At 70.9% G+C, this 21,202-nt stretch carries 16 protein-coding genes and 1 tRNA gene; 11 read left to right on the forward strand and 6 right to left on the reverse strand.

The annotated features are described in order from the left end of the window. Positions 1-229: 229 nt before the first annotated feature. Complete coding sequence (gene polA / locus GT030_RS23445) at positions 230-2,953, reverse strand: DNA polymerase I (protein WP_161202788.1); 2,724 nt, start codon at positions 2,951-2,953, stop codon at positions 230-232. Positions 2,954-3,143: 190 nt separating this feature from the next. On the opposite strand from polA, the gene GT030_RS23450 reads away from it, so the two are divergent. The 8 genes from GT030_RS23450 to GT030_RS23485 all read left to right on the forward strand — a co-directional run bounded on the left by GT030_RS23450 (position 3,144) and on the right by GT030_RS23485 (position 12,681). Then, positions 3,144-5,453, forward strand: a complete 2,310-nt coding sequence (locus GT030_RS23450; protein ID WP_161202789.1) for an FdhF/YdeP family oxidoreductase — start codon at positions 3,144-3,146, stop codon at positions 5,451-5,453. Between the two features lie 58 nt (positions 5,454-5,511). Further along, positions 5,512-5,991, forward strand: coding sequence for a hotdog fold thioesterase (locus GT030_RS23455; protein ID WP_135785471.1), 480 nt, complete (start codon positions 5,512-5,514; stop codon positions 5,989-5,991). An 89-nt stretch (positions 5,992-6,080) separates the two neighbouring features. Then, on the forward strand, positions 6,081-6,683 hold the full coding sequence (locus GT030_RS23460) for a Tat pathway signal sequence domain protein (RefSeq protein ID WP_161202790.1): 603 nt from the start codon (positions 6,081-6,083) through the stop codon (positions 6,681-6,683). A 253-nt stretch (positions 6,684-6,936) separates the two neighbouring features. Continuing rightward, entirely contained in the window at positions 6,937-8,169 is a 1,233-nt protein-coding gene (locus GT030_RS23465; protein ID WP_161202791.1) for a branched-chain amino acid ABC transporter substrate-binding protein, read from the forward strand. A gap of 114 nt (positions 8,170-8,283) precedes the next feature. After that, positions 8,284-9,216, forward strand: coding sequence for a branched-chain amino acid ABC transporter permease (locus GT030_RS23470; protein ID WP_031182872.1), 933 nt, complete (start codon positions 8,284-8,286; stop codon positions 9,214-9,216). Positions 9,217-9,221: 5 nt separating this feature from the next. After that, positions 9,222-11,054 carry a branched-chain amino acid ABC transporter permease gene (locus tag GT030_RS23475; RefSeq protein WP_161202792.1) on the forward strand — a complete coding sequence of 611 codons (1,833 nt, stop codon included), beginning with the start codon at positions 9,222-9,224 and terminating at the stop codon, positions 11,052-11,054. A gap of 5 nt (positions 11,055-11,059) precedes the next feature. Further along, positions 11,060-11,968, forward strand: coding sequence for an ABC transporter ATP-binding protein (locus tag GT030_RS23480; RefSeq protein WP_161202793.1), 909 nt, complete (start codon positions 11,060-11,062; stop codon positions 11,966-11,968). Then, entirely contained in the window at positions 11,965-12,681 is a 717-nt protein-coding gene (locus GT030_RS23485) for an ABC transporter ATP-binding protein (protein ID WP_086695666.1), read from the forward strand. The genes GT030_RS23480 and GT030_RS23485 overlap by 4 nt, the downstream gene beginning before the upstream one ends. A 61-nt stretch (positions 12,682-12,742) precedes the next feature. Here the strand turns inward: GT030_RS23485 and GT030_RS23490 are convergent, their stop codons facing one another. Further along, positions 12,743-13,402, reverse strand: a complete 660-nt coding sequence (locus GT030_RS23490) for a response regulator (protein WP_135790517.1) — start codon at positions 13,400-13,402, stop codon at positions 12,743-12,745. Between the two features lie 100 nt (positions 13,403-13,502). On the opposite strand from GT030_RS23490, the gene GT030_RS23495 reads away from it, so the two are divergent. After that, a tRNA-Leu gene (locus GT030_RS23495) sits at positions 13,503-13,577 on the forward strand. Between the two features lie 106 nt (positions 13,578-13,683). After that, a complete protein-coding gene (locus GT030_RS23500) occupies positions 13,684-14,439 on the forward strand; it encodes a helix-turn-helix domain-containing protein (RefSeq protein WP_161202794.1) in 756 nt (251 codons plus the stop codon). 4 nt (positions 14,440-14,443) lie between these two features. Here the strand turns inward: GT030_RS23500 and pyk are convergent, their stop codons facing one another. Both pyk and GT030_RS23510 read right to left on the reverse strand, forming a co-directional pair. Continuing rightward, positions 14,444-15,880 carry a pyruvate kinase gene (pyk, locus tag GT030_RS23505; protein ID WP_161202795.1) on the reverse strand — a complete coding sequence of 479 codons (1,437 nt, stop codon included), beginning with the start codon at positions 15,878-15,880 and terminating at the stop codon, positions 14,444-14,446. A gap of 158 nt (positions 15,881-16,038) precedes the next feature. Beyond that, the gene (locus GT030_RS23510) at positions 16,039-16,722 is read right to left on the reverse strand and encodes an SIMPL domain-containing protein (protein ID WP_161202796.1); all 684 of its coding nucleotides are present in this window, start codon (positions 16,720-16,722) and stop codon (positions 16,039-16,041) included. A gap of 150 nt (positions 16,723-16,872) precedes the next feature. On the opposite strand from GT030_RS23510, the gene GT030_RS23515 reads away from it, so the two are divergent. After that, positions 16,873-18,684: a 5'-nucleotidase C-terminal domain-containing protein gene (locus GT030_RS23515; RefSeq protein WP_161202797.1), complete on the forward strand. Its 1,812-nt coding sequence runs from the start codon at positions 16,873-16,875 to the stop codon at positions 18,682-18,684. On the opposite strand, the gene GT030_RS23520 is transcribed toward GT030_RS23515, so the two are convergent. Beyond that, a complete protein-coding gene (locus GT030_RS23520) occupies positions 18,681-20,114 on the reverse strand; it encodes a SidA/IucD/PvdA family monooxygenase (RefSeq protein ID WP_161202798.1) in 1,434 nt (477 codons plus the stop codon). The genes GT030_RS23515 and GT030_RS23520 overlap by 4 nt on opposite strands. Next, on the reverse strand, positions 20,111-21,202 hold a 1,092-nt coding region (locus GT030_RS23525), incomplete at its 5' end, for an aminotransferase class V-fold PLP-dependent enzyme (RefSeq protein WP_161202799.1). The genes GT030_RS23525 and GT030_RS23520, both read right to left, overlap by 4 nt.

Below are 21,202 nucleotides of genomic sequence, written 5' to 3' on the forward strand. Positions count from 1 at the left end.
GCGCTGGCGTCGGCCGCGACGACGGGCACGGCCGTCCCGGACGCCTCCGGCGCCGGGCCGGTGTCCGTACGCTCCGTACTGCCGTGCCGCGGGGCGGGCCTCAGGCGGTGAAGCATGCGTATACCCATGCCCGCAGTCTCGCGGGTGGCGGGCGGGGCCTGCGTTCTGGCGGGGGCCACGTGAGTGAAACCCCGCGGGGAGGGCGGCTCCCCGCGGGGTCTCAGGTGGCTCAGTGCGCCGCCGACTCCCAGTCCGGGCCGACGCCCACCGAGACGTCCAGCGGGGCCCGCAGGCTGACGGCGTCGGCCATCTCGCGGCGGACGATCTCCTCGGCGGCAGCGCGCTCGCCGGGGGCGATCTCCAGCACGATTTCGTCGTGGACCTGGAGCAGCATCCGGGACTTCAGCCGCGCCTCGCGCAGCGCCCGGTCCACGTTGAGCATCGCGATCTTGACGATGTCGGCGGCGGTGCCCTGGATCGGGGCGTTCAGCGCCATCCGCTCGGCGGCCTCGCGGCGCTGGCGGTTGTCGCTGTTGAGGTCGGGCAGGTAGCGGCGGCGGCCGAAGAGGGTCGCCGTGTAGCCGGTCGCCCGCGCCTCGTCGACCGCGCGGCGCAGATAGTCCCGTACCCCGCCGAACCGCTCGAAGTAGGTGTCCATCAGCGCGCGGGCCTCCCCGGCGTCGATGTTGAGCTGCTGGGAGAGGCCGAAGGCGGACAGGCCGTAGGCGAGGCCGTACGACATGGCCTTGATCTTGCGCCGCATCTCCGCGTGGACCGAGTCGCGGCCGACCGAGAAGACCTGGGAGGCGACCGTGGTGTGCAGGTCCTCGCCGGAGGTGAACGCCTCGATCAGGCCGGCGTCCTCGGAGAGGTGGGCCATGACGCGCAGCTCGATCTGGCTGTAGTCGGCCGTCATCAGGGACTCGAAGCCCTCGCCGACCACGAAGCCCCGGCGGATCGCCCGGCCCTCGTCGGTGCGGACCGGGATGTTCTGCAGGTTGGGGTCCGTGGAGGACAGCCGGCCGGTCGCCGCCACCGTCTGGTTGAAGGTGGTGTGGATACGTCCGTCGGCGGCGATCGTCTTGATCAGGCCCTCGACGGTGACGCGCAGCTTGGCCTGTTCCCGGTGGCGGAGCATGATCACCGGCAGTTCGTTGTCGGTCTGCGCGGCGAGCCAGGCCAGGGCGTCGGCGTCGGTGGTGTAGCCGGTCTTGGTCTTCTTGGTCTTGGGCAGCGCCAGCTCGCCGAAGAGGACCTCCTGGAGCTGCTTGGGCGAGCCGAGGTTGAACTCGTGCCCCGCCGCCGCGTGCGCCTCCTTCACGGCCTGCTGCACGGCGCCCGCGAAGGTCTGCTCCATGCTCTCCAGGTGCGGGCGGTCGGCCGCGATGCCGTGCCGCTCCATGCGGGCGAGCAGGGCGGAGGTGGGCAGCTCCATGTCCCGCAGCAGGTCGGCGGCGCCGACCTCGGCGAGCCGGGTCTCCAGCGCCTCGCCCAGGTCGAGGATGGCGCGGGCCTTGATCATGAGGGCCTCGGCCTCGGCGCCGTCGTCCCCGCCGAAGGCGAGCTGACCGTCGGCCGCGGCGGCCGGGGCCAGCTCGCGGTGCAGGTACTCCAGCGAGAGCGCGTCCAGGTCGAAGGAGCGGCGGCCGGGCTTGACCAGGTAGGCGGCGAGCGCGGTGTCCATGGTCACGCCGTCGACCTGCCAGCCGTGCTCGGCCAGCACCCGCATGGCGCCCTTGGCGTTGTGCAGCACCTTGGGCCGCGCGGCGTCGGCCAGCCAGCCGGCGAACGCCCGCTCGTCGGCCTCGTCCAGCTCGGCGGGGTCGAACCAGGCGGCGGCTCCCCCGGCGGCGGCGAGGGCGACCTCGGCGACCGAGCCGGAGCCCAGCGCCCAGGTGTCGACGGTGGCCATGCCCAGCGGCCCGGCGGCGTGCTCGGCCAGCCAGCCGGCCAGCTCACCGGTGCCCAGGACCGTGCCGTCCACCTCGATGCCGTCCGCGACGACGGGGGTGGCCTCGGCCTCCTCGGCGCCGGGGTCGACGGCGAAGAGCCGCTCGCGCAGCGAGGGGTTGCGGATCTCCAGGGTGTCCAGGAACGCCGCCACGCCCTTGCGGTCGTACGGCTCACGGCCGAGGTCCGCGACCGTCCTCGGCAGCTCGACCTCGCGCTCCAGCTCGGTCAGGACGCGGTTGAGCTTGACCGACTCCAGGTGGTCGCGGAGGTTCTGCCCGGCCTTGCCCTTGACCTCCTCGACGCGCTCGACCAGCTCCGCGAACGAACCGAACTGGTTGATCCACTTCGCGGCGGTCTTCTCGCCGACGCCGGGGATGCCGGGCAGGTTGTCGGACGGGTCGCCGCGCAGGGCGGCGAAGTCGGGGTACTGCGCGGGCGTCAACCCGTACTTCTCGAAAACCTTCTCCGGGGTGAAGCGGGTCAGCTCCGAGACGCCCTTGGTGGGGTAGAGCACCGTGGTGTGCTCGCTGACCAGCTGGAAGGAGTCCCGGTCGCCGGTGACGATCAGCACATCGAAGCCCGCGGCCTCGGCCTGGGTGGCCAGGGTGGCGATCACGTCGTCCGCCTCGAAGCCGTCCACGGCGAAGCGGGGCGCGTGCATCGCGTCCAGCAGCTCGCCGATCAGCTCGACCTGGCCCTTGAACTCGTCCGGCGTCTTGGAGCGGTTCGCCTTGTACTCGGTGAACCGCTCGGAGCGCCAGGTCTTGCGGGACACGTCGAAGGCGACCGCGAAGTGCGTCGGCGCCTCGTCACGCAGGGTGTTGGCCAGCATCGAGGCGAAGCCGTAGATCGCGTTCGTCGGCTGGCCCGTCGCGGTGGTGAAGTTCTCCGCGGGCAGCGCGAAGAACGCGCGGTACACCAGTGAGTGCCCGTCCATGAGCATCAGGCGGGGTCGGCCGCCGGGAGGGGTGTCGGTCTTCTTCGATGCTGTCTCTGCCACGCCCCCGATCCTGCCACGCCGCACTGACAGCCGAGTCCGCGAAGCGTTGCACCGGAAGATCGCGCACTGTCCACAGGGCTCCCCCACCCGCTGTCCACAGGGCTCCCGCTGCGGACGCCCGCGGGGCATGCTTGTCCGGCGGGGCCGGGGGACCCCGGATGCGAGAAGGACGATCGAAGGGGAGCGGGCGATGGCGACGAAGCCGCCCAAGGGTGATCCGGTGCAGGACGCGCCGCGGACAGGGGAGCCGAAGCACGCGGCGGCGGGGCTGCCCGCGGTGGGGCATTCCCTGAAGATCGCGCAGCAGCAGATGGGGGTGCGGCGCACCGCGCTGACCCTGCTGCGGGTGAACCAGAAGGACGGCTTCGACTGCCCCGGCTGCGCCTGGCCCGAGCCGGAGCACCGGCACATGGCGGAGTTCTGCGAGAACGGCGCCAAGGCGGTGGCCGAGGAGGCCACGCTGCGCCGGGTCACCCCGGAGTTCTTCGCCGCGCACCCGGTGGCCGACCTCGCGGGGCGCAGCGGCTACTGGCTGGGCCAGCAGGGCCGCCTCACCCACCCCATGTACCTGCCCGAGGGCGCCGACCGCTACGAGCCGGTCACCTGGGAGCGTGCCTTCGACATCGTCGCGGAGGAGATCGCGGCCCTCGGCTCGCCGGACGAGGCCGTGTTCTACACCTCGGGACGCACCAGCAACGAGGCGGCGTTCCTGTACCAGCTCTTCGCCCGCGAGCTGGGCACCAACAACCTGCCCGACTGCTCCAACATGTGCCACGAGTCGTCCGGTTCGGCGCTCTCGGAGACGATCGGCATCGGCAAGGGCAGCGTCCTGCTGGAGGACCTGTACCGGGCCGACCTGATCATCGTGGCCGGGCAGAACCCCGGCACCAACCATCCGCGCATGCTCTCCGCGCTGGAGAAGGCCAAGGCGGCCGGCGCGCGGATCATCAGCGTCAATCCGCTGCCCGAGGCGGGCCTGGAGCGGTTCAAGAACCCGCAGACCCCGCAGGGCATGCTGAAGGGCGCCGCGCTCACCGACCTGTTCCTGCAGATCCGCATCGGCGGCGACCAGGCCCTCTTCCGCCTGCTGAACAAGCTGATCCTGGAGACGGAGGGCGCGGTCGACGAGGAGTTCGTCCGCGAACACACCCACGGCTACGAGGAGTTCGCGGACGCGGCGGCCAAGGCCGACTGGGACGAGACGCTGGCCGCGACCGGGCTCACCCGCCCGGAGATCGAGCGGGCCCTGGAGATGGTGCTGGCCTCGAAGCGGACCATCGTCTGCTGGGCCATGGGCCTCACCCAGCACAAGCACTCGGTGCCCACCATCCGCGAGGTGGTCAACTTCCTTCTGCTGCGCGGCAACATCGGCCGTCCCGGCGCCGGGGTGTGCCCGGTGCGCGGGCACTCCAACGTGCAGGGCGACCGCACGATGGGCATCTTCGAGCGCCCCGCACCCGCCTTCCTGGACGCGCTGGAGCGGGAGTTCGGCTTCGCCCCGCCGCGCGAGCACGGCTTCGACGTCGTACGGGCCATCCGCGCGCTGCGGGACGGCGAGGCGAAGGTGTTCTTCGCCATGGGCGGCAACTTCGTCTCCGCCTCCCCCGACACCGAGGTCACCGAGGCGGCCATGCGGCGGGCCCGGCTGACCGTGCACGTGTCGACCAAGCTCAACCGGTCGCACGTGGTCACCGGCGCCCGCGCGCTGATCCTGCCGACACTCGGCCGCACCGAGCGCGACGTCCAGGGCGGGGGCGAGCAGTTCGTCACCGTCGAGGACTCCATGGGCATGGTGCACGCCTCGCGCGGCCGGCTGGCGCCCGCGAGCCCCCACCTGCTCTCCGAGCCCGCCATCGTGGCCCGGCTGGCGCGGCGGGTACTGCCGGACAGCACGGTGCCGTGGGCGGAGTTCGAGCGGGACTACGCGGCGATCCGCGACCGCATCGCGCGGGTGGTCCCCGGCTTTCAGGACTTCAACGCCCGGGTCGCCCGCCCCGGCGGCTTCACCCTGCCGCACGCCCCGCGGGACGAGCGCCGCTTCCCCACCGCCACCGGCAAGGCCAACTTCACCGCCGCGCCGGTGGAACACCCGGAGCTGCCCGAGGGCCGCCTGCTGCTCCAGACACTGCGCTCGCACGACCAGTACAACACCACGATCTACGGCCTGGACGACCGCTACCGGGGCATCACCGACGGCCGCCGCGTGGTGCTGGTCCACCCCGAGGACGCCCGCGAACTCGGGGTGAGCGACGGGAGCTACGTGGACCTGGTGGGCGAGTGGAGCGACGGGGTGGAGCGGCGGGCGCCCGGTTTCCGGGTGGTGCACTATCCGACCGCGCGGGGCTGCGCCGCCTCGTACTACCCGGAGACCAATGTGCTGGTGCCGCTGGACGCCACCGCCGACACCAGCAACACCCCGGCCAGCAAGTCGGTGGTGGTCCGGCTGGAGGCGCGCCCCGAGGGCCGTCTGGGCCGTCTGGAACAATCGGCGACCGACTGAGCGTTCGCTCAGTGAATATGGGTCGTCGCCGGACAGGCGCACGAGAACGGAGCCGGGCATGGGTGAGCAGCAGCAGGTGAAATTCCCGCAGGAGATCATCGACGAGTACGCGGCGCTCGGTGTGGACCTGCCCGCGATGTTCTCCGCCGGTCACCTGGGGACGCGGATGGGCGTGCAGATCATCGAGGCGGCGCCGGAGCGGGTGGTCGGCACCATGCCGGTGGAGGGCAACACCCAGCCGTACGGCCTGCTGCACGGCGGTGCCTCGGCGGTGCTCGCCGAGACCCTCGGCTCGGTCGGCTCGATGCTGCACGGCGGCAGTTCCAAGGTCGCCGTCGGGGTCGACCTGAACTGCACCCACCACCGGGGCGTCCGCTCCGGCCTGGTCACCGGCGTCGCCACCCCGGTCCACCGGGGCCGCTCCACGGCGACCTACGAGATCGTCATCACCGACGAGCAGGACCGCCGCGTCTGCACGGCCCGCCTGACCTGTCTCCTGCGCGACCTCCCGGCGGGCGAGGCCCCGGCGAAGGACTGACGCTCCCCGTTGCCCCGCCCCGTCCCACGCCGTAGCTTTCGGCGCATGGGACGGGGCGGGGCACTTCTCGTACGGCCCGGATTTCGGCGATGACCGGCATCGGCCCGCTGGAACCCGGCGAGGGCACCTGGGCGCGCGAGCCCGCCGAGGCACGCCCGGCACCCCGCCCATGGCGCCGCCGCACCCTACTGATTCCGGCCACCGCCTGCGCCGTGCTGGCGGCCGGCGCCGCCCTCTGGATCACCCGCCCGCGCCCGGCGCCCCCGCCCGAACTCCCCTTTCCCGCACAGACGGTGACCGTGGCCTTCCTGGCCGGCCGGACCACCGCGCCCCACCGCCTCGCCTTCGACGTGCGGCTCGCCGTGGAGCCCGGCCCCCCGGTCACCGTGACCCGGGTGAGCCAGCCCTACGCCGGGATCTCGGCCGAATCCGAACCCCGCGCGCCCTTCCGCACCGCAGCCGGCTCGGCGCGGGTGATCACCGTGACCATGCGTGTCACGGAATGCGGAAAGGTGCCCAAAAACGCCGCACTGCCTTTCCTGGAAGTAACACTGCGTAATACGCGTGCAATACAGACCCAGAGTTTCATCCTCGGCCCGCGCTACACCCGATACCTCTCCCGCGCCCTGGGGGAAGCCTGCGGCGAAAGTACGCCGTCATCACCAAAACCTCCGAGACGCCTGAACAGTTGAGGGCGCGTGCTGCGCGTTCTCAGCATGTGGACAGGGCGAATCGGCCGGAATTCCGGCGTTCCCCCCAGGGAGTACCGCTCTGCATTACCTCGTGTCATAACAAGAGCGTCACAGCCTTGGTCAAGCTCTCCTCCACGTTCCCATCACACGCTTAGAGTCACGGCCAGTCACCGCGCCCCGGATTCGCTTTTCGGCCAGGCGCGCGGCTCGACCGTTTCCATGGGGATGCGGTCGTCCAGGGAAAGGACTGATCGTGCGTCAACGTTCGCTCATCGCCATCACCGCCGCGCTGTCCGCGGGAGCGCTCACCCTCACCGCCTGCGGCTCGCGCGACAGCGGCGACAACGGCTCCGACGCCAAGGGCGGCACCACCGTCACCATCGGCATCGACGCCCCGCTGACCGGCGACCTGTCCGCGCTGGGCCTCGGCATCAAGAACTCGGTGGACCTCGCGGTCAAGACCGCGAACAAGAAGGAGTACGTCAAGGGCGTCACCTTCAAGGTCGAGGCCAAGGACGACCAGGGCCAGCCCTCCTCCGGCCAGCAGAACTCCACCGCCTTCGTCACCGACAAGAGCGTCCTCGGTGTCGTCGGCCCGCTGAACTCCTCCGTCGCCGAGTCGATGCAGAAGGTCCTCGACGACGCCAAACTGGCGCAGGTCTCCCCCGCCAACACGGGCCCCGGCCTCACCCAGGGCCCGGACTGGCAGAAGAAGAAGGTGCGTCAGTACAAGTCGTACTTCCGCACCGCGACCACCGACGCCATCCAGGGCCCGTACGCCGCGGAGTACGTCTTCAACAAGGCCAAGAAGAAGAAGGTCTTCGTCATCGACGACAAGAAGACCTACGGCGCCGGCCTCGCCGCCACCTTCACCGACGCGTTCAAGAAGCTCGGCGGCAAGGTCGTCGGCACCGAGCACATCAACCCCGACACCAAGGACTTCTCCGCGGTCGCCACCAAGGTGAAGAACTCGGGCGCCGACGTCGTCTACTACGGCGGCGAGTACCCGCAGGCCGGTCCGCTCACCAAGCAGATCAAGGCCGCCGGCGCCAAGGTGCCGCTGGTCGGCGGCGACGGCATCAAGGACGACACCTTCTTCAAGCTCGGCGGCCCCGCCGCCACCGGCGACTACGCCACCTCCGTCGGCGCCCCGGTGGAAACCCTCCCCTCCGCCAAGCAGTTCGTCGCCGACTACAAGGCGGCGGGCTACAAGGAGGCGTACGCGGCCTACGGCGGCTACTCCTACGACTCCGCCTGGTCGATCATCGAGGCCGTCAAGAAGGTCGTCGACGACAACGACGGCAAGGTGCCCTCCGACGCCCGCGCGAAGGTCACCGCCGCCCTCCAGAACGTCTCCTTCGACGGCGTGACCGGCAAGGTCTCCTTCGACGAGTACGGCGACGCCACCAACAAGCAGCTCACGGTGTACTCCGTCAAGGACGGTGCCTGGAAGGCCGTGGAGTCCGGCACCTACAACGGCTCCTGACCCACGCCCGCACCAGCCGAGCCGCGCGGGGCGCTCAAGAGGCGCCCCGCGCGGACTCGCATCCGGCCACTTCCGGCCACATCCGTCGCTTATCCCACGCTCGGAGGACATGCGGTGAACGAACTGCCGCAGCAGCTCGTCAACGGCCTGCTACTTGGTTCCATGTACGGGCTGGTCGCCATCGGCTACACCATGGTCTATGGCATCGTCCAGCTCATCAACTTCGCCCACGGCGAGATATTCATGACCGGCGCCTTCGGCGCCCTCACTGTCTACGTGTACATCCTTCCCGACGGCACCTCCATGTGGATCGCCCTGCCGCTGATGCTGGTGGGCGCCATCGTGGTCGCCGTGACCGTCGCCGTCGGAGCGGAACGATTCGCCTACCGGCCGCTGCGCAGCGCGCCCCGGCTCGCCCCGCTGATCACCGCCATCGGCCTCTCCCTCGCCCTCCAGCAGGCCGTGTGGGCGTGGTACCCCGAGGCCAAGTCCGCGCGCACCTTCCCGAGCATCCCCGGCGGACCCTTCGAGATCGGCAACGTCACCATCCAGACCGGAGACGTCTTCCTCGTCGCCGCCGCCCCGCTCAGCATGGCCGTCCTCGCCTACTTCGTGATGCGCACCCGCACCGGACGCGGCATGCAGGCCACCGCCCAGGACCCGGACACCGCCAAGCTGATGGGCGTCAACACCGACCGCATCATCGTGATCGCGTTCGCCCTCGGCGCCGCCTTCGCCGCGGTCGGCTCCGTCGCCTACGGCTTCAAGTACGGCCAGATCGACTTCCGCATGGGCTTCATCCTCGGCCTCAAGGCGTTCACCGCGGCCGTCCTCGGCGGCATCGGCAACATCTACGGCGCCATGCTCGGCGGCCTCGTCCTCGGCGTCGCCGAAGCCCTGTCCACCGCCTACATCGCGGACATCCCCGGCATGGACAAGTTCGGCAGCCAGTCCTGGGCAGACGTCTGGGCGTTCGTACTCCTCATCCTCGTGCTCCTGCTGAGGCCACAGGGCCTGCTCGGCGAGCGCGTCGCGGACAGGGCGTGACACCGATGACCACACAGACCACCGCACCCGGCACCCCGGAGACCCCGGACTCCCACGCCCCCGCCGCCACCGGCCTGATCGGCCTGCCGGCCACCGTCGGCCGGGCCCTGGCCACCGGCGGCGGCGCCCTCGCCGTCGTCTCCGCCTTCCTCGCCTGGACCTGGACCGCCGACTTCCCCGGCGACCTCACCGTCTACGGCTACCCCGGCGGCCTCCAGGTCCTCGTCCTCATCGGCGGCCTGCTCACCACCCTGTTCGGCCTCGCCTCCTACGGCGTCAAGGGCCTCAAGGTCCTCACCCCCGGCAACGCCGACAGCGCCCTCAAGCTCGCCGCGCTCGGCACCTTCGCCACCGCCTGGTACACCGTCATCGCCATCAGCGCCAAGCTCGGCGGCGTCGTCAACCTCGAACCCGGCGGCTACCTCGTCGCACTGGCCACCCTCGTCGCCCTGCTCGGCGCCCTCGCGCTGCCCTTCCAGCGGCCCGAGCCCGACCCGGCCGACCCCGACGACACCGGCTGGGAAGCCTTCCGGCACCGCGCCCGGCAGAAGCGCGCCAACTTCAAGGCCGCCTTCGCCGCCGAACCCCCCGTCCCCGGCCGCACCCTGCCCGCCTGGGCGGAGATCCTCGTCATCACCGGCGTCATGGCCCTCGGCCTGCTCGTCTTCACCTACGGCATCGGCACCGAGTACGACGAACTCTTCATCGGCTTCCTCATCACCGCCGGCTTCGGCTTCGCCGCCCTCGCCAAGGCCGGACTCGTGGCCCGGATCTCGGCGATCACCACGCGGCACCGCACCGTCACCATGACCGGCGCCTTCGTCGCCGCCGCGGCCTTCCCCTTCACCCAGTCCGACGACCAGTACGCCACCATCGGCGTCTACATCCTCATCTTCGCCACCGTCGCCCTCGGCCTGAACATCGTCGTCGGCCTCGCCGGCCTGCTCGACCTCGGCTACGTGGCGTTCCTCGGCGTCGGCGCCTACACCGCCGCCCTCGTCTCCGGCTCGCCCTCCTCGCCGCTGCACGTGCACTGGCCCTTCTGGGCCTCCGCCCTGCTCGGCGCGGTCGTCGCCATGATCTTCGGCGTCCTCATCGGCGCCCCGACCCTGCGGCTGCGCGGCGACTACCTCGCCATCGTCACCCTCGGCTTCGGCGAGATCTTCCGCATCACCGTCCTCAACATGGACGGCACCTCCGGACCCGACGTCACCAACGGCTCCAACGGCATCTCCTCGATCCCGAACCTCAACATCCTCGGGTTCGACTTCGGCCAGGAACACCAGTTGCTCGGCACCACCATCGGGCGGTTCGCCAACTACTTCCTGCTGATGCTGCTCATCACCCTCGTCGTGGTCGTCGTCTTCCGGCGCAGCAGCGACTCCCGCATCGGCCGCGCCTGGATCGCCATCCGCGAGGACGAGACCGCCGCGCTCGCCATGGGCATCAACGGCTTCCGGGTCAAGCTCATCGCCTTCGCCCTCGGCGCCTGCCTCGCCGGACTCGCCGGCTCCGTCCAGGCCCACGTCACCTACACCGTGACGCCGGAGCAGTACCAGTTCGCCCACGTCGTCCCGCCCAACTCGGCCTTCCTGCTGGCCGCGGTCGTCCTCGGCGGCATGGGCACCATCTCCGGGCCCCTCGTCGGCGCCTCGCTGCTCTACCTGATCCCGGCCAAGCTGCAGTTCCTGGGCGACTACCAGCTCTTCGCCTTCGGCGTCGCGCTCGTCCTGCTGATGCGCTTCCGTCCCGAGGGCCTCATCCCCAACCGGCGCCGCCAACTCGAGTTCCACGAGGACACCGCCGCGCCCGCCGTCCTCAGCAAGGCAGGGGCCTGACCACCATGACCACCGACACCACCACCAAGGACACCGCACCCGGCACCACCCCCGGCGAGACGGTCCTCGACGCCCGCGGCGTCACCATGCGCTTCGGCGGCCTCACCGCCGTCCGCGACGTCGACCTCACCGTCAACAGCGGCGAGATCGTCGGCCTCATCGGCCCCAACGGCGCCGGCAAGACCACCTTCTTCAACTGCCTCACCGGTCTCTACGTCCCCACCGAGGGCGAGGTCCGCTACAAGGGCACCGTCCTGCCGCCCAAGTCCTTCAAGGTCACCGCGGCCGGCATCGCCCGCACCTTCCAGAACATCCGGCTCTTCGCCAACATGACCGTCCTGGAGAACGTGCTCGTCGGCCGGCACACCCGTACCAAGGAAGGACTCTGGTCCGCCCTGCTGCGCGGCCCCGGCTTCCACAAGGCCGAAGCCGCCTCCCGCGCCCGCGCCATGGAACTCCTCGCCTTCGTCGGCCTGGACGCCAAGGCCGAGCACCTCGCCCGCAACCTCCCCTACGGCGAACAGCGCAAGCTGGAGATCGCCCGCGCGCTGGCCAGCGAGCCCGGCCTGCTCCTGCTCGACGAGCCCACGGCGGGCATGAACCCGCAGGAGACCCGCGCCACCGAGGAACTGGTCTTCGCCATCCGCGACCAGGGCATCGCCGTCCTCGTCATCGAGCACGACATGCGCTTCATCTTCAACCTCTGCGACCGCGTCGCCGTCCTCGTGCAGGGCCAGAAGCTGATCGAGGGCGACAGCGCCACCGTCCAGGGCGACGAACGCGTCGTCGCCGCCTACCTCGGTGAACCCTTCGAGGACGCCCCCGGCGACGAGGAGGCCGCCGAGGTCGAGGCGGCCGAGGCACAGGCGGACGCCGTGCCCGGCAAGGAGAACCGCAAGGAGACCGACCGATGACCGCACTGCTCGAAGTCGAGGACCTGCGGGTCGCCTACGGCAAGATCGAGGCCGTCAAGGGCATCTCGTTCAAGGTCGAGGCCGGCCAGGTCGTCACCCTCATCGGCACCAACGGCGCGGGCAAGACCACCACGCTGCGCACCCTGTCCGGGCTGCTCAAGCCGGTCGGCGGGCAGATCCGCTTCAACGGCAGGTCGCTGAAGAAGGTCCCGGCCCACCAGGTGGTCTCCCTCGGACTCGCCCACTCCCCCGAGGGGCGGCACATCTTCCCGCGCATGACCATCGAGGACAACCTGCGCCTCGGGGCCTTCCTGCGCAACGACAAGCCGGGCATCGAGAAGGACATCCAGCGCGCCTACGACCTCTTCCCCATCCTCGGGGAGCGGCGCAAGCAGGCCGCTGGCACCCTCTCCGGCGGTGAGCAGCAGATGCTGGCCATGGGGCGGGCGCTGATGTCCCAGCCGCAGCTGCTCATGCTGGACGAGCCGTCCATGGGGCTCTCGCCGATCATGATGCAGAAGATCATGGCGACGATCGCCGAGCTGAAGGCGAGCGGCACCACGATCCTCCTGGTCGAGCAGAACGCCCAGGCGGCGCTCTCGCTCGCGGACCAGGGGCACGTCATGGAGGTCGGCAGCATCGTGCTCTCCGGCACCGGGCGGGACCTGCTCACCGACGAGTCGGTGCGCAAGGCGTACCTCGGCGAGGACTGAGCACCGTACGAAAAGGCCCGCGTCCCTCCGGCTCAGGGGGGCGCGGGCCTTCTGCTGTCCATCAGCCCTTCTTGGCCGACTTCTTCTCCTGGTCGTCGGAGATGACCGCCTCCGCGACCTGCTGCATCGACAGGCGGCGGTCCATCGAGGTCTTCTGAATCCAGCGGAACGCGGCGGGCTCGCTCAGGCCGTACTCGGTCTGGAGGATCGACTTCGCGCGGTCGACCAGCTTGCGGGTCTCCAGGCGCTGGCTGAGGTCGGCGACCTCCTGCTCCAGCTGCTTCAGCTCGGTGAAGCGGGAGACGGCCATCTCGATGGCCGGGACCACGTCGGTCTTGCTGAACGGCTTCACCAGGTACGCCATCGCGCCGGCGTCGCGGGCCCGCTCCACGAGGTCGCGCTGCGAGAAGGCGGTGAGCATCAGGACCGGGGCGATGGACTCCTCGGCGATCTTCTCGGCCGCGGAGATGCCGTCCAGCTTGGGCATCTTCACGTCCAGGATGACCAGGTCCGGCTTGTGCTCACGGGCCAGTTCCACGGCCTGCTCGCCGTCCCCGGCCTCACCGACCACCGTGTAGCCTTCCTCCTCCAGCATCTCCTTGAGGTCGAGCCGGATCAGCGCCTCGTCCTCGGCGATGACGACCCGGGTCGTCAGCGGGGGCACATGCGACTTGTCGTCGTCGGACACGTCTGCGGGCTGGGGCGACTCGGGGGTCGTCACTGGGGCTCTCCGTTCAGGGCAGGGGTGCTGCTGACAAGAGCCTACCTAGCTACGGTATGGTGGACGCGCGGAGGGTCAAGGGACGCCTTGGAATCTGCGAGCCCCGGTAGCCCAATTGGCAGCAGGCAATGGATTCAAAACCCATACAGTGTCGGTTCGAATCCGACTCGGGGCACTTTTCCTTCGATTCGAAGGATTGACTCAGCAAGCGGATGCTCACGTTCTCGTGAACATCCGCTTTTTTGCATACACGCACGTCGCAGCCCCCGCACAGTGTCCGCATGTACGACATGGGCACGCGCGAGCGGGTACTCGCGCTGGTGGCGCAAAATCGCAGCCTCAACTCCGTGAGCCGCGAGACCGGCATCTCCCGCGCGGCCATCCGCTCCTGGCAGAAACGACGCGCTCCCCTACGCCGCACCGACTGCCCCCGCTGCCAGGACGTACCGGGCCCACCCCCGAATCCCGCCGCCTACGCCTATCTCCTGGGCCTCTACCTGGGCGACGGCTGCGTCAGCCCTCTCAAACGCGGCGTCCACTCGCTCCGTATCGCCTGCGCCGACGCCTGGCCGGGGCTGATCGACGCCTGCGCCGAGGCCATGAGGGCCGTCATGCCGGGCAACAAGGTCTGTCAGGTGCGGCAGCAGGGCTGCCGACAGGTCACCTCGTGCAGCAAGCACTGGACCTGCCTCTTCCCGCAGCACGGCCCGGGGAAGAAACACGAGCGGCCAATCGCCCTGGAGCCCTGGCAGCGGGAGATCGTCGACGCGCACCCGTGGGAGTTCATCCGGGGCCTCATCCACTCCGACGGCTGCCGGGTCACCAACTGGACGACCCGGACCGTCGGCGGTGAGACAAGGCGCTATGAGTATCCGCGGTACTTCTTCACCAACGTCTCCGAGGACATCACCGGGCTGTTCACCGGTGCCCTGGACCGGGTTGGCGTCGAGTGGCGGCGGGCCAACCGGCACAACATCTCCGTCGCCCGCAAAGCCTCCGTCGCCCTCATGGACGCTCACGTGGGCCCCAAGCACTGACCCCCTACTTCGGGCTGTCGTCCTCCGCGATGTGGTGGACGCGGACCAGGTTGGTGGTGCCGGGGAGGCCGGGTGGGGAGCCGGCGGTGATGACGACCACGTCGCCCCTTTCGCAGCGGCCGTAGCGGAGGAGCAGCTCGTCGACCTGGTCGACCATCGCGTCGGTGGAGTCGACGTGGGGCCCGAGGAAGGTTTCCACGCCCCAGGTGAGGCTGAGCTGGGAGCGGGTGGAGGGTTCGGGGGTGAAGGCGAGGACGGGGATGGGTGAGCGGTAACGGGACAGGCGGCGGGCGGTGTCGCCGGACTGGGTGAAGGCGACGAGGAAGCGCGCCCCGAGGAAGTCCCCCATCTCGGCGGCCGCCCGGGCGACGGCGCCTCCCTGGGTGCGCGGCTTGTTCCGCTCGGTCAGCGGCGGCAGCCCCTTCGCCAGCATCTCCTCCTCCGCGGCCGCGACGATCTTCGCCATGGTGCACACGGCCTCGACGGCGTAGCGCCCCACGCTGGTCTCGGCGGACAGCATCACCGCGTCCGCCCCGTCGAGGACCGCGTTGGCCACGTCGGAGGCTTCCGCGCGGGTCGGCCGGGCGCTGTCGATCATCGAGTCGAGCATCTGGGTGGCGACGATGACCGGCTTGGCGTTGCGCTTGGCGAGCTTGACGGCGCGTTTCTGCACGATCGGCACCTGCTCCAGCGGCAGCTCCACCCCGAGGTCGCCCCGGGCGACCATGAGCCCGTCGAAGGCGGCGACGACGTCCTCTACGTTCTCCACGGCCTGCGGCTTCTCCACCTTGGCGATGACGGGCAGCCGGCGCCCCTCCTCCGCCATGATCCGGTGCACCTCGGCGGCGTCGCGCCCGCTGCGGACGAAGGAGAGGGCGACGACGTCGAAGCCGGTGCGCAGCGCCCAGCGCAGGTCGTCCTGGTCCTTCTTGGACAGGGCGGGGACGGAGACGGCGACACCGGGGAGGTTGATCCCCTTGTGGTCGGAGATCACGCCGCCCTCCACCACGCGGGTGCGCACGCGGGGGCCGTCCACCCCGGTGACCTCCAGGCAGACCCGGCCGTCGTCGACGAGCACGCGCTCGCCGGGCCGGACGTCCTCCGCGAGACCGGCGTAGGTGGTGCCGCACTGGTGGCGGTCGCCCTGGACGCCCTCTTCGACGGTGATGGTGAAGGTGTCGTCGTGTTCGAGGAGTACGGGTCCTTCGGTGAAGGTACCGAGCCGGATCTTCGGACCTTGAAGATCGGCGAGGATTCCGACACTGCGGCCGGTCTCGTCGGCGGCCTTGCGAACGTGCTGGTAACGGGCCTCGTGTTCGGCGTGGGTGCCGTGGCTGAGGTTGAACCGGGCGACGTCCATTCCGGCCTCGACCAGTGCCTTGATCTGGTCGTACGAGTCGGTGGCGGGCCCCAGGGTGCAGACGATCTTTGCTCGGCGCATGGGTCGAGCCTATGGCTTACCGGCGGGTAGAGAATTCGGGCTCCATGGCCACTCAACAACCTTTGGGGAAAGGATTATTGACAAGTGTTGAATTGTGCGATGAGCCGCTCCTATGAGCGATGTTTTCCGCGCGAGAGTTCTTTTACCCGAAGGCGCCGCTAAAGCCGGGGCGGCACCAGCGTGAAGCGCGCGGTGACCTGCGCGGAGACCCACAATTGCGCGGGCTGGAGATCGAACGGCTCGGCGGATTCCGCCGCGTCGGCCCGGCGGGCGGACCGCCCGAAGGCGGAGACGTTGCGCGGCCGGTCGGCACCGGTGTCGGCGAGTTCGGTCAGCGCGGCGAGGGAGGTCCCGAGCGCGTCGGCGTACTCGCGGGCCCGCTGGAGGGCGTCGGCGACGGCGCGGCGGCGGGCCTCGGCGTGGGCCGGGGAGTCGGGGCGCAGCGACCACCAGGGGCCGTCCAGCTCGGTCAGCTCCAACTCGGCAAGCCGTGCGGTGAGTTCGCCGAGGACGGCGAAGTCGGTGATCTCGGCGTCGATGCGGACGATCCCCTGGTGGCTGCGCACCCGCTCGCCCCGGCCGCGTTCGCTGAGTTCGGGGGTGACGCCGAGGGAGCCGGTGGTGAGCTCGGGCACCGCGTCGCCGTAGGACTTCAGGACGTCGAGCGCGGCGGTGTTGCGGCGGCCCAGGTCGTCGAGGGTGGCGCGGCGGTCGCGGCCGCGCGCGGTGACGGTGACGCCGATGCGGGCGATCTCGGCCTCGGTCTGGAACTCGGCCTCGCCCCGGACGGCGAGGAGCGGGGCGTCGGCGGTGCCGTACGCGGGGTTCGCCTCAGGGGTCATACGTCCCACTGTGTCATGTGTCCGGCGTACCGGCGGGGGGAGTTGACGGAAATCGGTCACCGGATCGCAACCTGGGGGGTCTGTTGCGACCTGTCATGGTCGGGCCACAATCTACGCGCGTTGTCGACCCCTTGCCGAGGAGACCGAGAGATGCCGTTCGACCGCCGGAAGTTCCTGAAGCAGTCCGCCGTCACCGGGGCGGGCGTGGCGATCGCGGGCGGGGCGGGAGCCCCGGCGGCCCGGGCGGCCGGAGCCGCCCCGGCGGCCCACGGGCACCACGAGAAGCGGTACGCGCTGACCGTGATGGGCACCACCGACCTGCACGGCCACGTCTTCAACTGGGACTACTTCAAGAACGCGGACTACAAGGACGCGGCGGGCAACGCCCAGGGCCTGGCCCGGATCTCGACGCTGGTGAACCAGGTCCGCGAGGAGAAGGGCCGCCGCAACACCCTGCTGCTGGACGCGGGCGACACCATTCAGGGCACTCCGCTGACGTACTACTACGCCAAGGTGGACCCGATCACCGCCGAGGGCGGCCCGGTGCACCCGATGGCGAAGGCGATGAACGCGATCGGGTACGACGCGGCGGCGCTGGGCAACCACGAGTTCAACTACGGCATCGAGACGCTGCGCCGCTTCGAGCACCAGCTCGACTTCCCGCTGCTGGGCGCCAACGCGGTGGACGCCAAGACGCTGAAGCCGGCGTTCGCGCCGTACTACATGAAGCGGTTCCACGTGCCGGGCGCGCCGCCGGTGAAGGTCGCGGTGCTGGGGCTGACGAACCCCGGCATCGCCATCTGGGACAAGGCGTTCGTGCAGGGCAAGCTGGCCTTCGAGGGGCTCGAGGAGCAGGCGGCGAAGTGGGTGCCGAGGCTGAGGTCGATGGGCGCGGACATCGTGGTGGTCTCGGCGCACTCGGGCACGTCGGGCACGTCGTCCTACGGTGACCAGGTGCCGTACGTGGAGAACGCGGCGGCGAACGTGGCGCGGCAGGTGCCGGGGATCGACGCGATCCTGGTCGGGCACGCGCACCTGGAGATCCCGGAGCTCCGGGTCGTCAACGAGAAGTCGGGGAAGACGGTCGTGCTGTCGGAGCCGCTGTGCTTCGCGGAGCGGCTGACCCTGTTCGACTTCGAGCTGGTCTTCACGCGGGGCCGGTGGCAGGTGGAGTCGGTGAAGGCATCGCTCAGGGACTCGCGGACGGTGGCGGACGACCCGAAGATCACCAAGCTGCTCTCCACGGAGCACGCGAAGGTGGTGGCGTACGTCAACCAGGTGGTGGGCCGGGCGACCGAGACGCTGACCACGGTGGAGGCGCGGTACAAGGACGCCCCGATCATCGATCTGATCACCAAGGTGCAGGAGGACGTGGTCAAGGCCGCGCTGGCGGGCACCGAGTACGCCTCGCTGCCGGTGCTGGCGCAGGCGTCACCGTTCTCCCGGACGAGCGAGATCCCGGCGGGCGACGTCACCATCCGGGACCTGTCGGGTCTGTACGTGTACGACAACACGCTGGTGGCCAAGCTGCTGACGGGCGCGCAGGTGCGGGCGTACCTGGAGTTCTCGGCGCAGTACTACGTGCAGACCGCGCCGGGCGCGCCGGTGGACGTGGACAAGCTGACGAACGCGGCCGACCGCCCCGACTACAACTACGACTATGTGTCGGGGCTGTCGTACGACATCGACATCGCGCAGCCCGCCGGGTCGCGGATCAAGAACCTCACCTTCGGCGGGGCTCCGCTGGACGACGCGGCCCAGTTCGTGTTCGCGGTGAACAACTACCGGGCCAACGGCGGCGGCGCGTTCCCGTACGTGGCGTCGGCGAAGGAGCTGTGGTCGGAGTCGACGGAGATCCGGACCCGGATCGCGGAGTGGGTGACCGCGAAGGGCGTGCTGGACCCGAAGGACTTCGCGTCGGTGGACTGGAAGCTGACGCGGGCGGGCACGCCGGTGTTCTAGTACGTCGATCGGGGTGGAGCCCCGGTGGCGGTGCGGGCCCGGTCGGCCGTGCCGTCGCCGGGGCTTCGGCGTTGCGGGTGCAGGCCGAAGGTGGTGAAGGCGGTCCGGGCGGGGAGCGGGTACTGCTCCTTTCCGGTCAGGGAGTTGAGGATGGTGGCGCTGCGCCAGGCGGCGAGTCCGAGGTCGGGGGCGCCGACGCCGTGGGTGTGGAGTTCGGCGTTCTGGACGTGGACGCGGCCGCTGACGGCGGGGTCGAGGACGAGCCGGAACTCGTCGTCGATCAGGGGGCGTCCGGCGCTGTCGCGGCGCAGGTGGGGGTCGAGCCCGGCCAGGAGGCCGTCGAGCGGGCGCATGCGGTAGCCGGTGGCGAGCACGACGGCGTCGGTGGCGAGGCGGGTGCGGCTGCCCTGGTCGAGGTGTTCCAGGTGGAGTTCGACCTGTCCGCTGCCGAGGCGTCCGGCGGTGCGGACCTGGACACCGGGGGTGAGGACGGCGTCGGGCCAGCCGCCGTCGAGGGTGCGCCGGTACAGCTCGTCGTGGATGGCGGCGAGGGTGCCGGCGTCGACGGCCTTGTGGAGCTGCCACTGGGCGGCGACGAGCCGGTCGCGGACGGGCTCGGCGAGGGCGTGGAAGTAGCGGGTGTGGTCGGGGGTGAAGTGTTCCAGGCCGAGCTTGGAGTACTCCATGGGCGCGAAGGCGGCGGTGCGGCCGATCCAGTGCAGGTGTTCGCGTCCGGCCGGGCGGTGACGGAGCAGGTCGAGGAAGACCTCGGCGCCGGACTGCCCGGAGCCGACGACGGTGACGTGTCCGGCGGCGAGCAGCGCCTCGCGGTGGGCGAGGTAGTCGGCGGCGTGCAGGACGGGGACGCCGGGGGCGGCGGCGAGGGGGCGCAGCGGTTCGGGGACGTGGGGCGCGCTGCCGATGCCGACGACGATGTTGCGGGTGCGGGTGCGGCCGAGGGCCTCGGCGTGGCCGTCGGCGTCGAGCCGGGTGAAGTCGACCTCGAACACGTCGCGTTCGGGGTTCCAGCGGACGGTGTCGGCCTGGTGGCGGAAGCGGAGTCCGGGGAGCTGTCCGGCGACCCAGCGGCAGTAGGCGTCGTACTCGGCGCGCTGGATGTGGAAGTGCTCGGCGAAGTAGAAGGGGAAGAGCCGGTCGCGGGTGCGGAGCCAGTTGAGGAAGCTCCACGGGCTGGTGGGGTCGGCGAGGGTCACCAGGTCGGCCAGGAAGGGGACTTGGAGGGTGGCGCCGTCGATGAGGAGGCCGGGGTGCCAGTCGAAGCCGGGGCGCTGTTCGTAGAAGACGGCGTCGAGTTCGGCGAGGGGTGCCGCGAGGGCGGCCAGGGAGAGGTTGCAGGGGCCGATGCCGATGCCGACGAGGTCGCGGGGGGACTCGGGCTCCTGGCCTTCAGGGTGGGGCGGGTGGCTCATGCGGGGGTGTGTCCTTCGGCGAGTTTCAGCAGGTGGGCCAGGTCGTCGGGCCCGGTGTGGGGGTTGAGGAGGGTGGCCTTGAGCCAGAGGCGGCCGTCGGCGTGGGCCCGGCCGAGGACGGCGCGGCCCTCGTGCAGCAGGGTGCGGCGGACGGCGGCGACGGCGTCGTCGCTCGCGTGGGCGGGCCGGAACAGCACGGTGGCGAGGGTGGGCCGGTCGTACAGTTCGAGACGGGGGTGTGCCTCGACGCGGTCGGCGAGGTCCCGGGCGAGGGTGAGGACCCGGTCGATGAGGTCGGCGAGGCCGGTGCGGCCGAGGGTGCGCAGGGTGACCGCGGCCTTGAGCACGTCGGGTCGGCGGGTGGTGCGGGTGGAGCGGCCGAGGAGGTCGGGGAGGCCGGCCTCGGTGTCGTCGCCGGCGTTCAGGTAGTCGGCGCGCTGGTGGAGGGCGTCGAGTTCGGTGGCGTCGGCGACCGCGAGGAAGCCGGTGGCGACGGGCTGCCAGCCGAGTTTGTGCAGGTCGAGGGCGACGGTCTGGGCGGCGTCGAGTCCGGTGAGCAGGGCGCGGTGGCGGTCGCTGAGGGCGAGGCAGCCGCCGTAGGCCCCGTCGATGTGCAGCCGGACGCGGTGGGCGGCGCAGCGGGCGGCGATCTCGGGGAGCGGGTCGATGAGCCCGGCGTCGGTGGTGCCCGCGGTGGCGGCGACGAGGAGGGGGCCGGTCAGCTCGGTGAGGGCGGCGTCCAGCGCGACGGGGTCCAGGGTGCCGGCCGGGGCGGGGAGGACGACCGGGTCGGGCAGGCCGAGCAGCCAGGCGGCGCGGGGCAGGGAGTGGTGGGCGGCGGCCGAGCAGACCAGCCGGACGTGGGCGCCGTGGGCCTCGCGGGCGAGCAGCAGGGCGAGCTGGTTGGCCTCGGTGCCGCCGGTGGTGACCACGGCGTCGGCGAGGCCGAGCCGGGCGGCGAGGGCGCCGGTGACGCGGGCTTCGAGGGCGGAGGCGGCGGGTGCCTGGTCCCAGGAGTCCAGCGAGGGGTTGAGCGCGCTGACGGCCAGGTCGGCGGCGGTGGCGACGGCGAGCGGCGGGCAGTGCAG

This window comes from Streptomyces sp. SID1328 (assembly GCF_009865595.1).
Classification (GTDB): domain Bacteria; phylum Actinomycetota; class Actinomycetes; order Streptomycetales; family Streptomycetaceae; genus Streptomyces; species Streptomyces griseoluteus.

What these genes read in the sequence shown, in the direction of transcription:
- GT030_RS23450 (WP_161202789.1), top strand. Translation starts at nt 3,144, where the DNA reads ATGGCGACGAAGCCGCCCAAGGGTGATCCGGTGCAGGACGCGCCGCGG.
- GT030_RS23455 (WP_135785471.1), top strand. Translation starts at nt 5,512, where the DNA reads ATGGGTGAGCAGCAGCAGGTGAAATTCCCGCAGGAGATCATCGACGAG.
- GT030_RS23460 (WP_161202790.1), top strand. Translation starts at nt 6,081, where the DNA reads ATGACCGGCATCGGCCCGCTGGAACCCGGCGAGGGCACCTGGGCGCGC.
- GT030_RS23475 (WP_161202792.1), top strand. Translation starts at nt 9,222, where the DNA reads ATGACCACACAGACCACCGCACCCGGCACCCCGGAGACCCCGGACTCC.
- GT030_RS23480 (WP_161202793.1), top strand. Translation starts at nt 11,060, where the DNA reads ATGACCACCGACACCACCACCAAGGACACCGCACCCGGCACCACCCCC.
- GT030_RS23485 (WP_086695666.1), top strand. Translation starts at nt 11,965, where the DNA reads ATGACCGCACTGCTCGAAGTCGAGGACCTGCGGGTCGCCTACGGCAAG.
- GT030_RS23500 (WP_161202794.1), top strand. Translation starts at nt 13,684, where the DNA reads ATGTACGACATGGGCACGCGCGAGCGGGTACTCGCGCTGGTGGCGCAA.
- pyk (WP_161202795.1), bottom strand. Translation starts at nt 15,880, where the DNA reads ATGCGCCGAGCAAAGATCGTCTGCACCCTGGGGCCCGCCACCGACTCG.
- GT030_RS23510 (WP_161202796.1), bottom strand. Translation starts at nt 16,722, where the DNA reads ATGACCCCTGAGGCGAACCCCGCGTACGGCACCGCCGACGCCCCGCTC.
- GT030_RS23515 (WP_161202797.1), top strand. Translation starts at nt 16,873, where the DNA reads ATGCCGTTCGACCGCCGGAAGTTCCTGAAGCAGTCCGCCGTCACCGGG.
- GT030_RS23520 (WP_161202798.1), bottom strand. Translation starts at nt 20,114, where the DNA reads ATGAGCCACCCGCCCCACCCTGAAGGCCAGGAGCCCGAGTCCCCCCGC.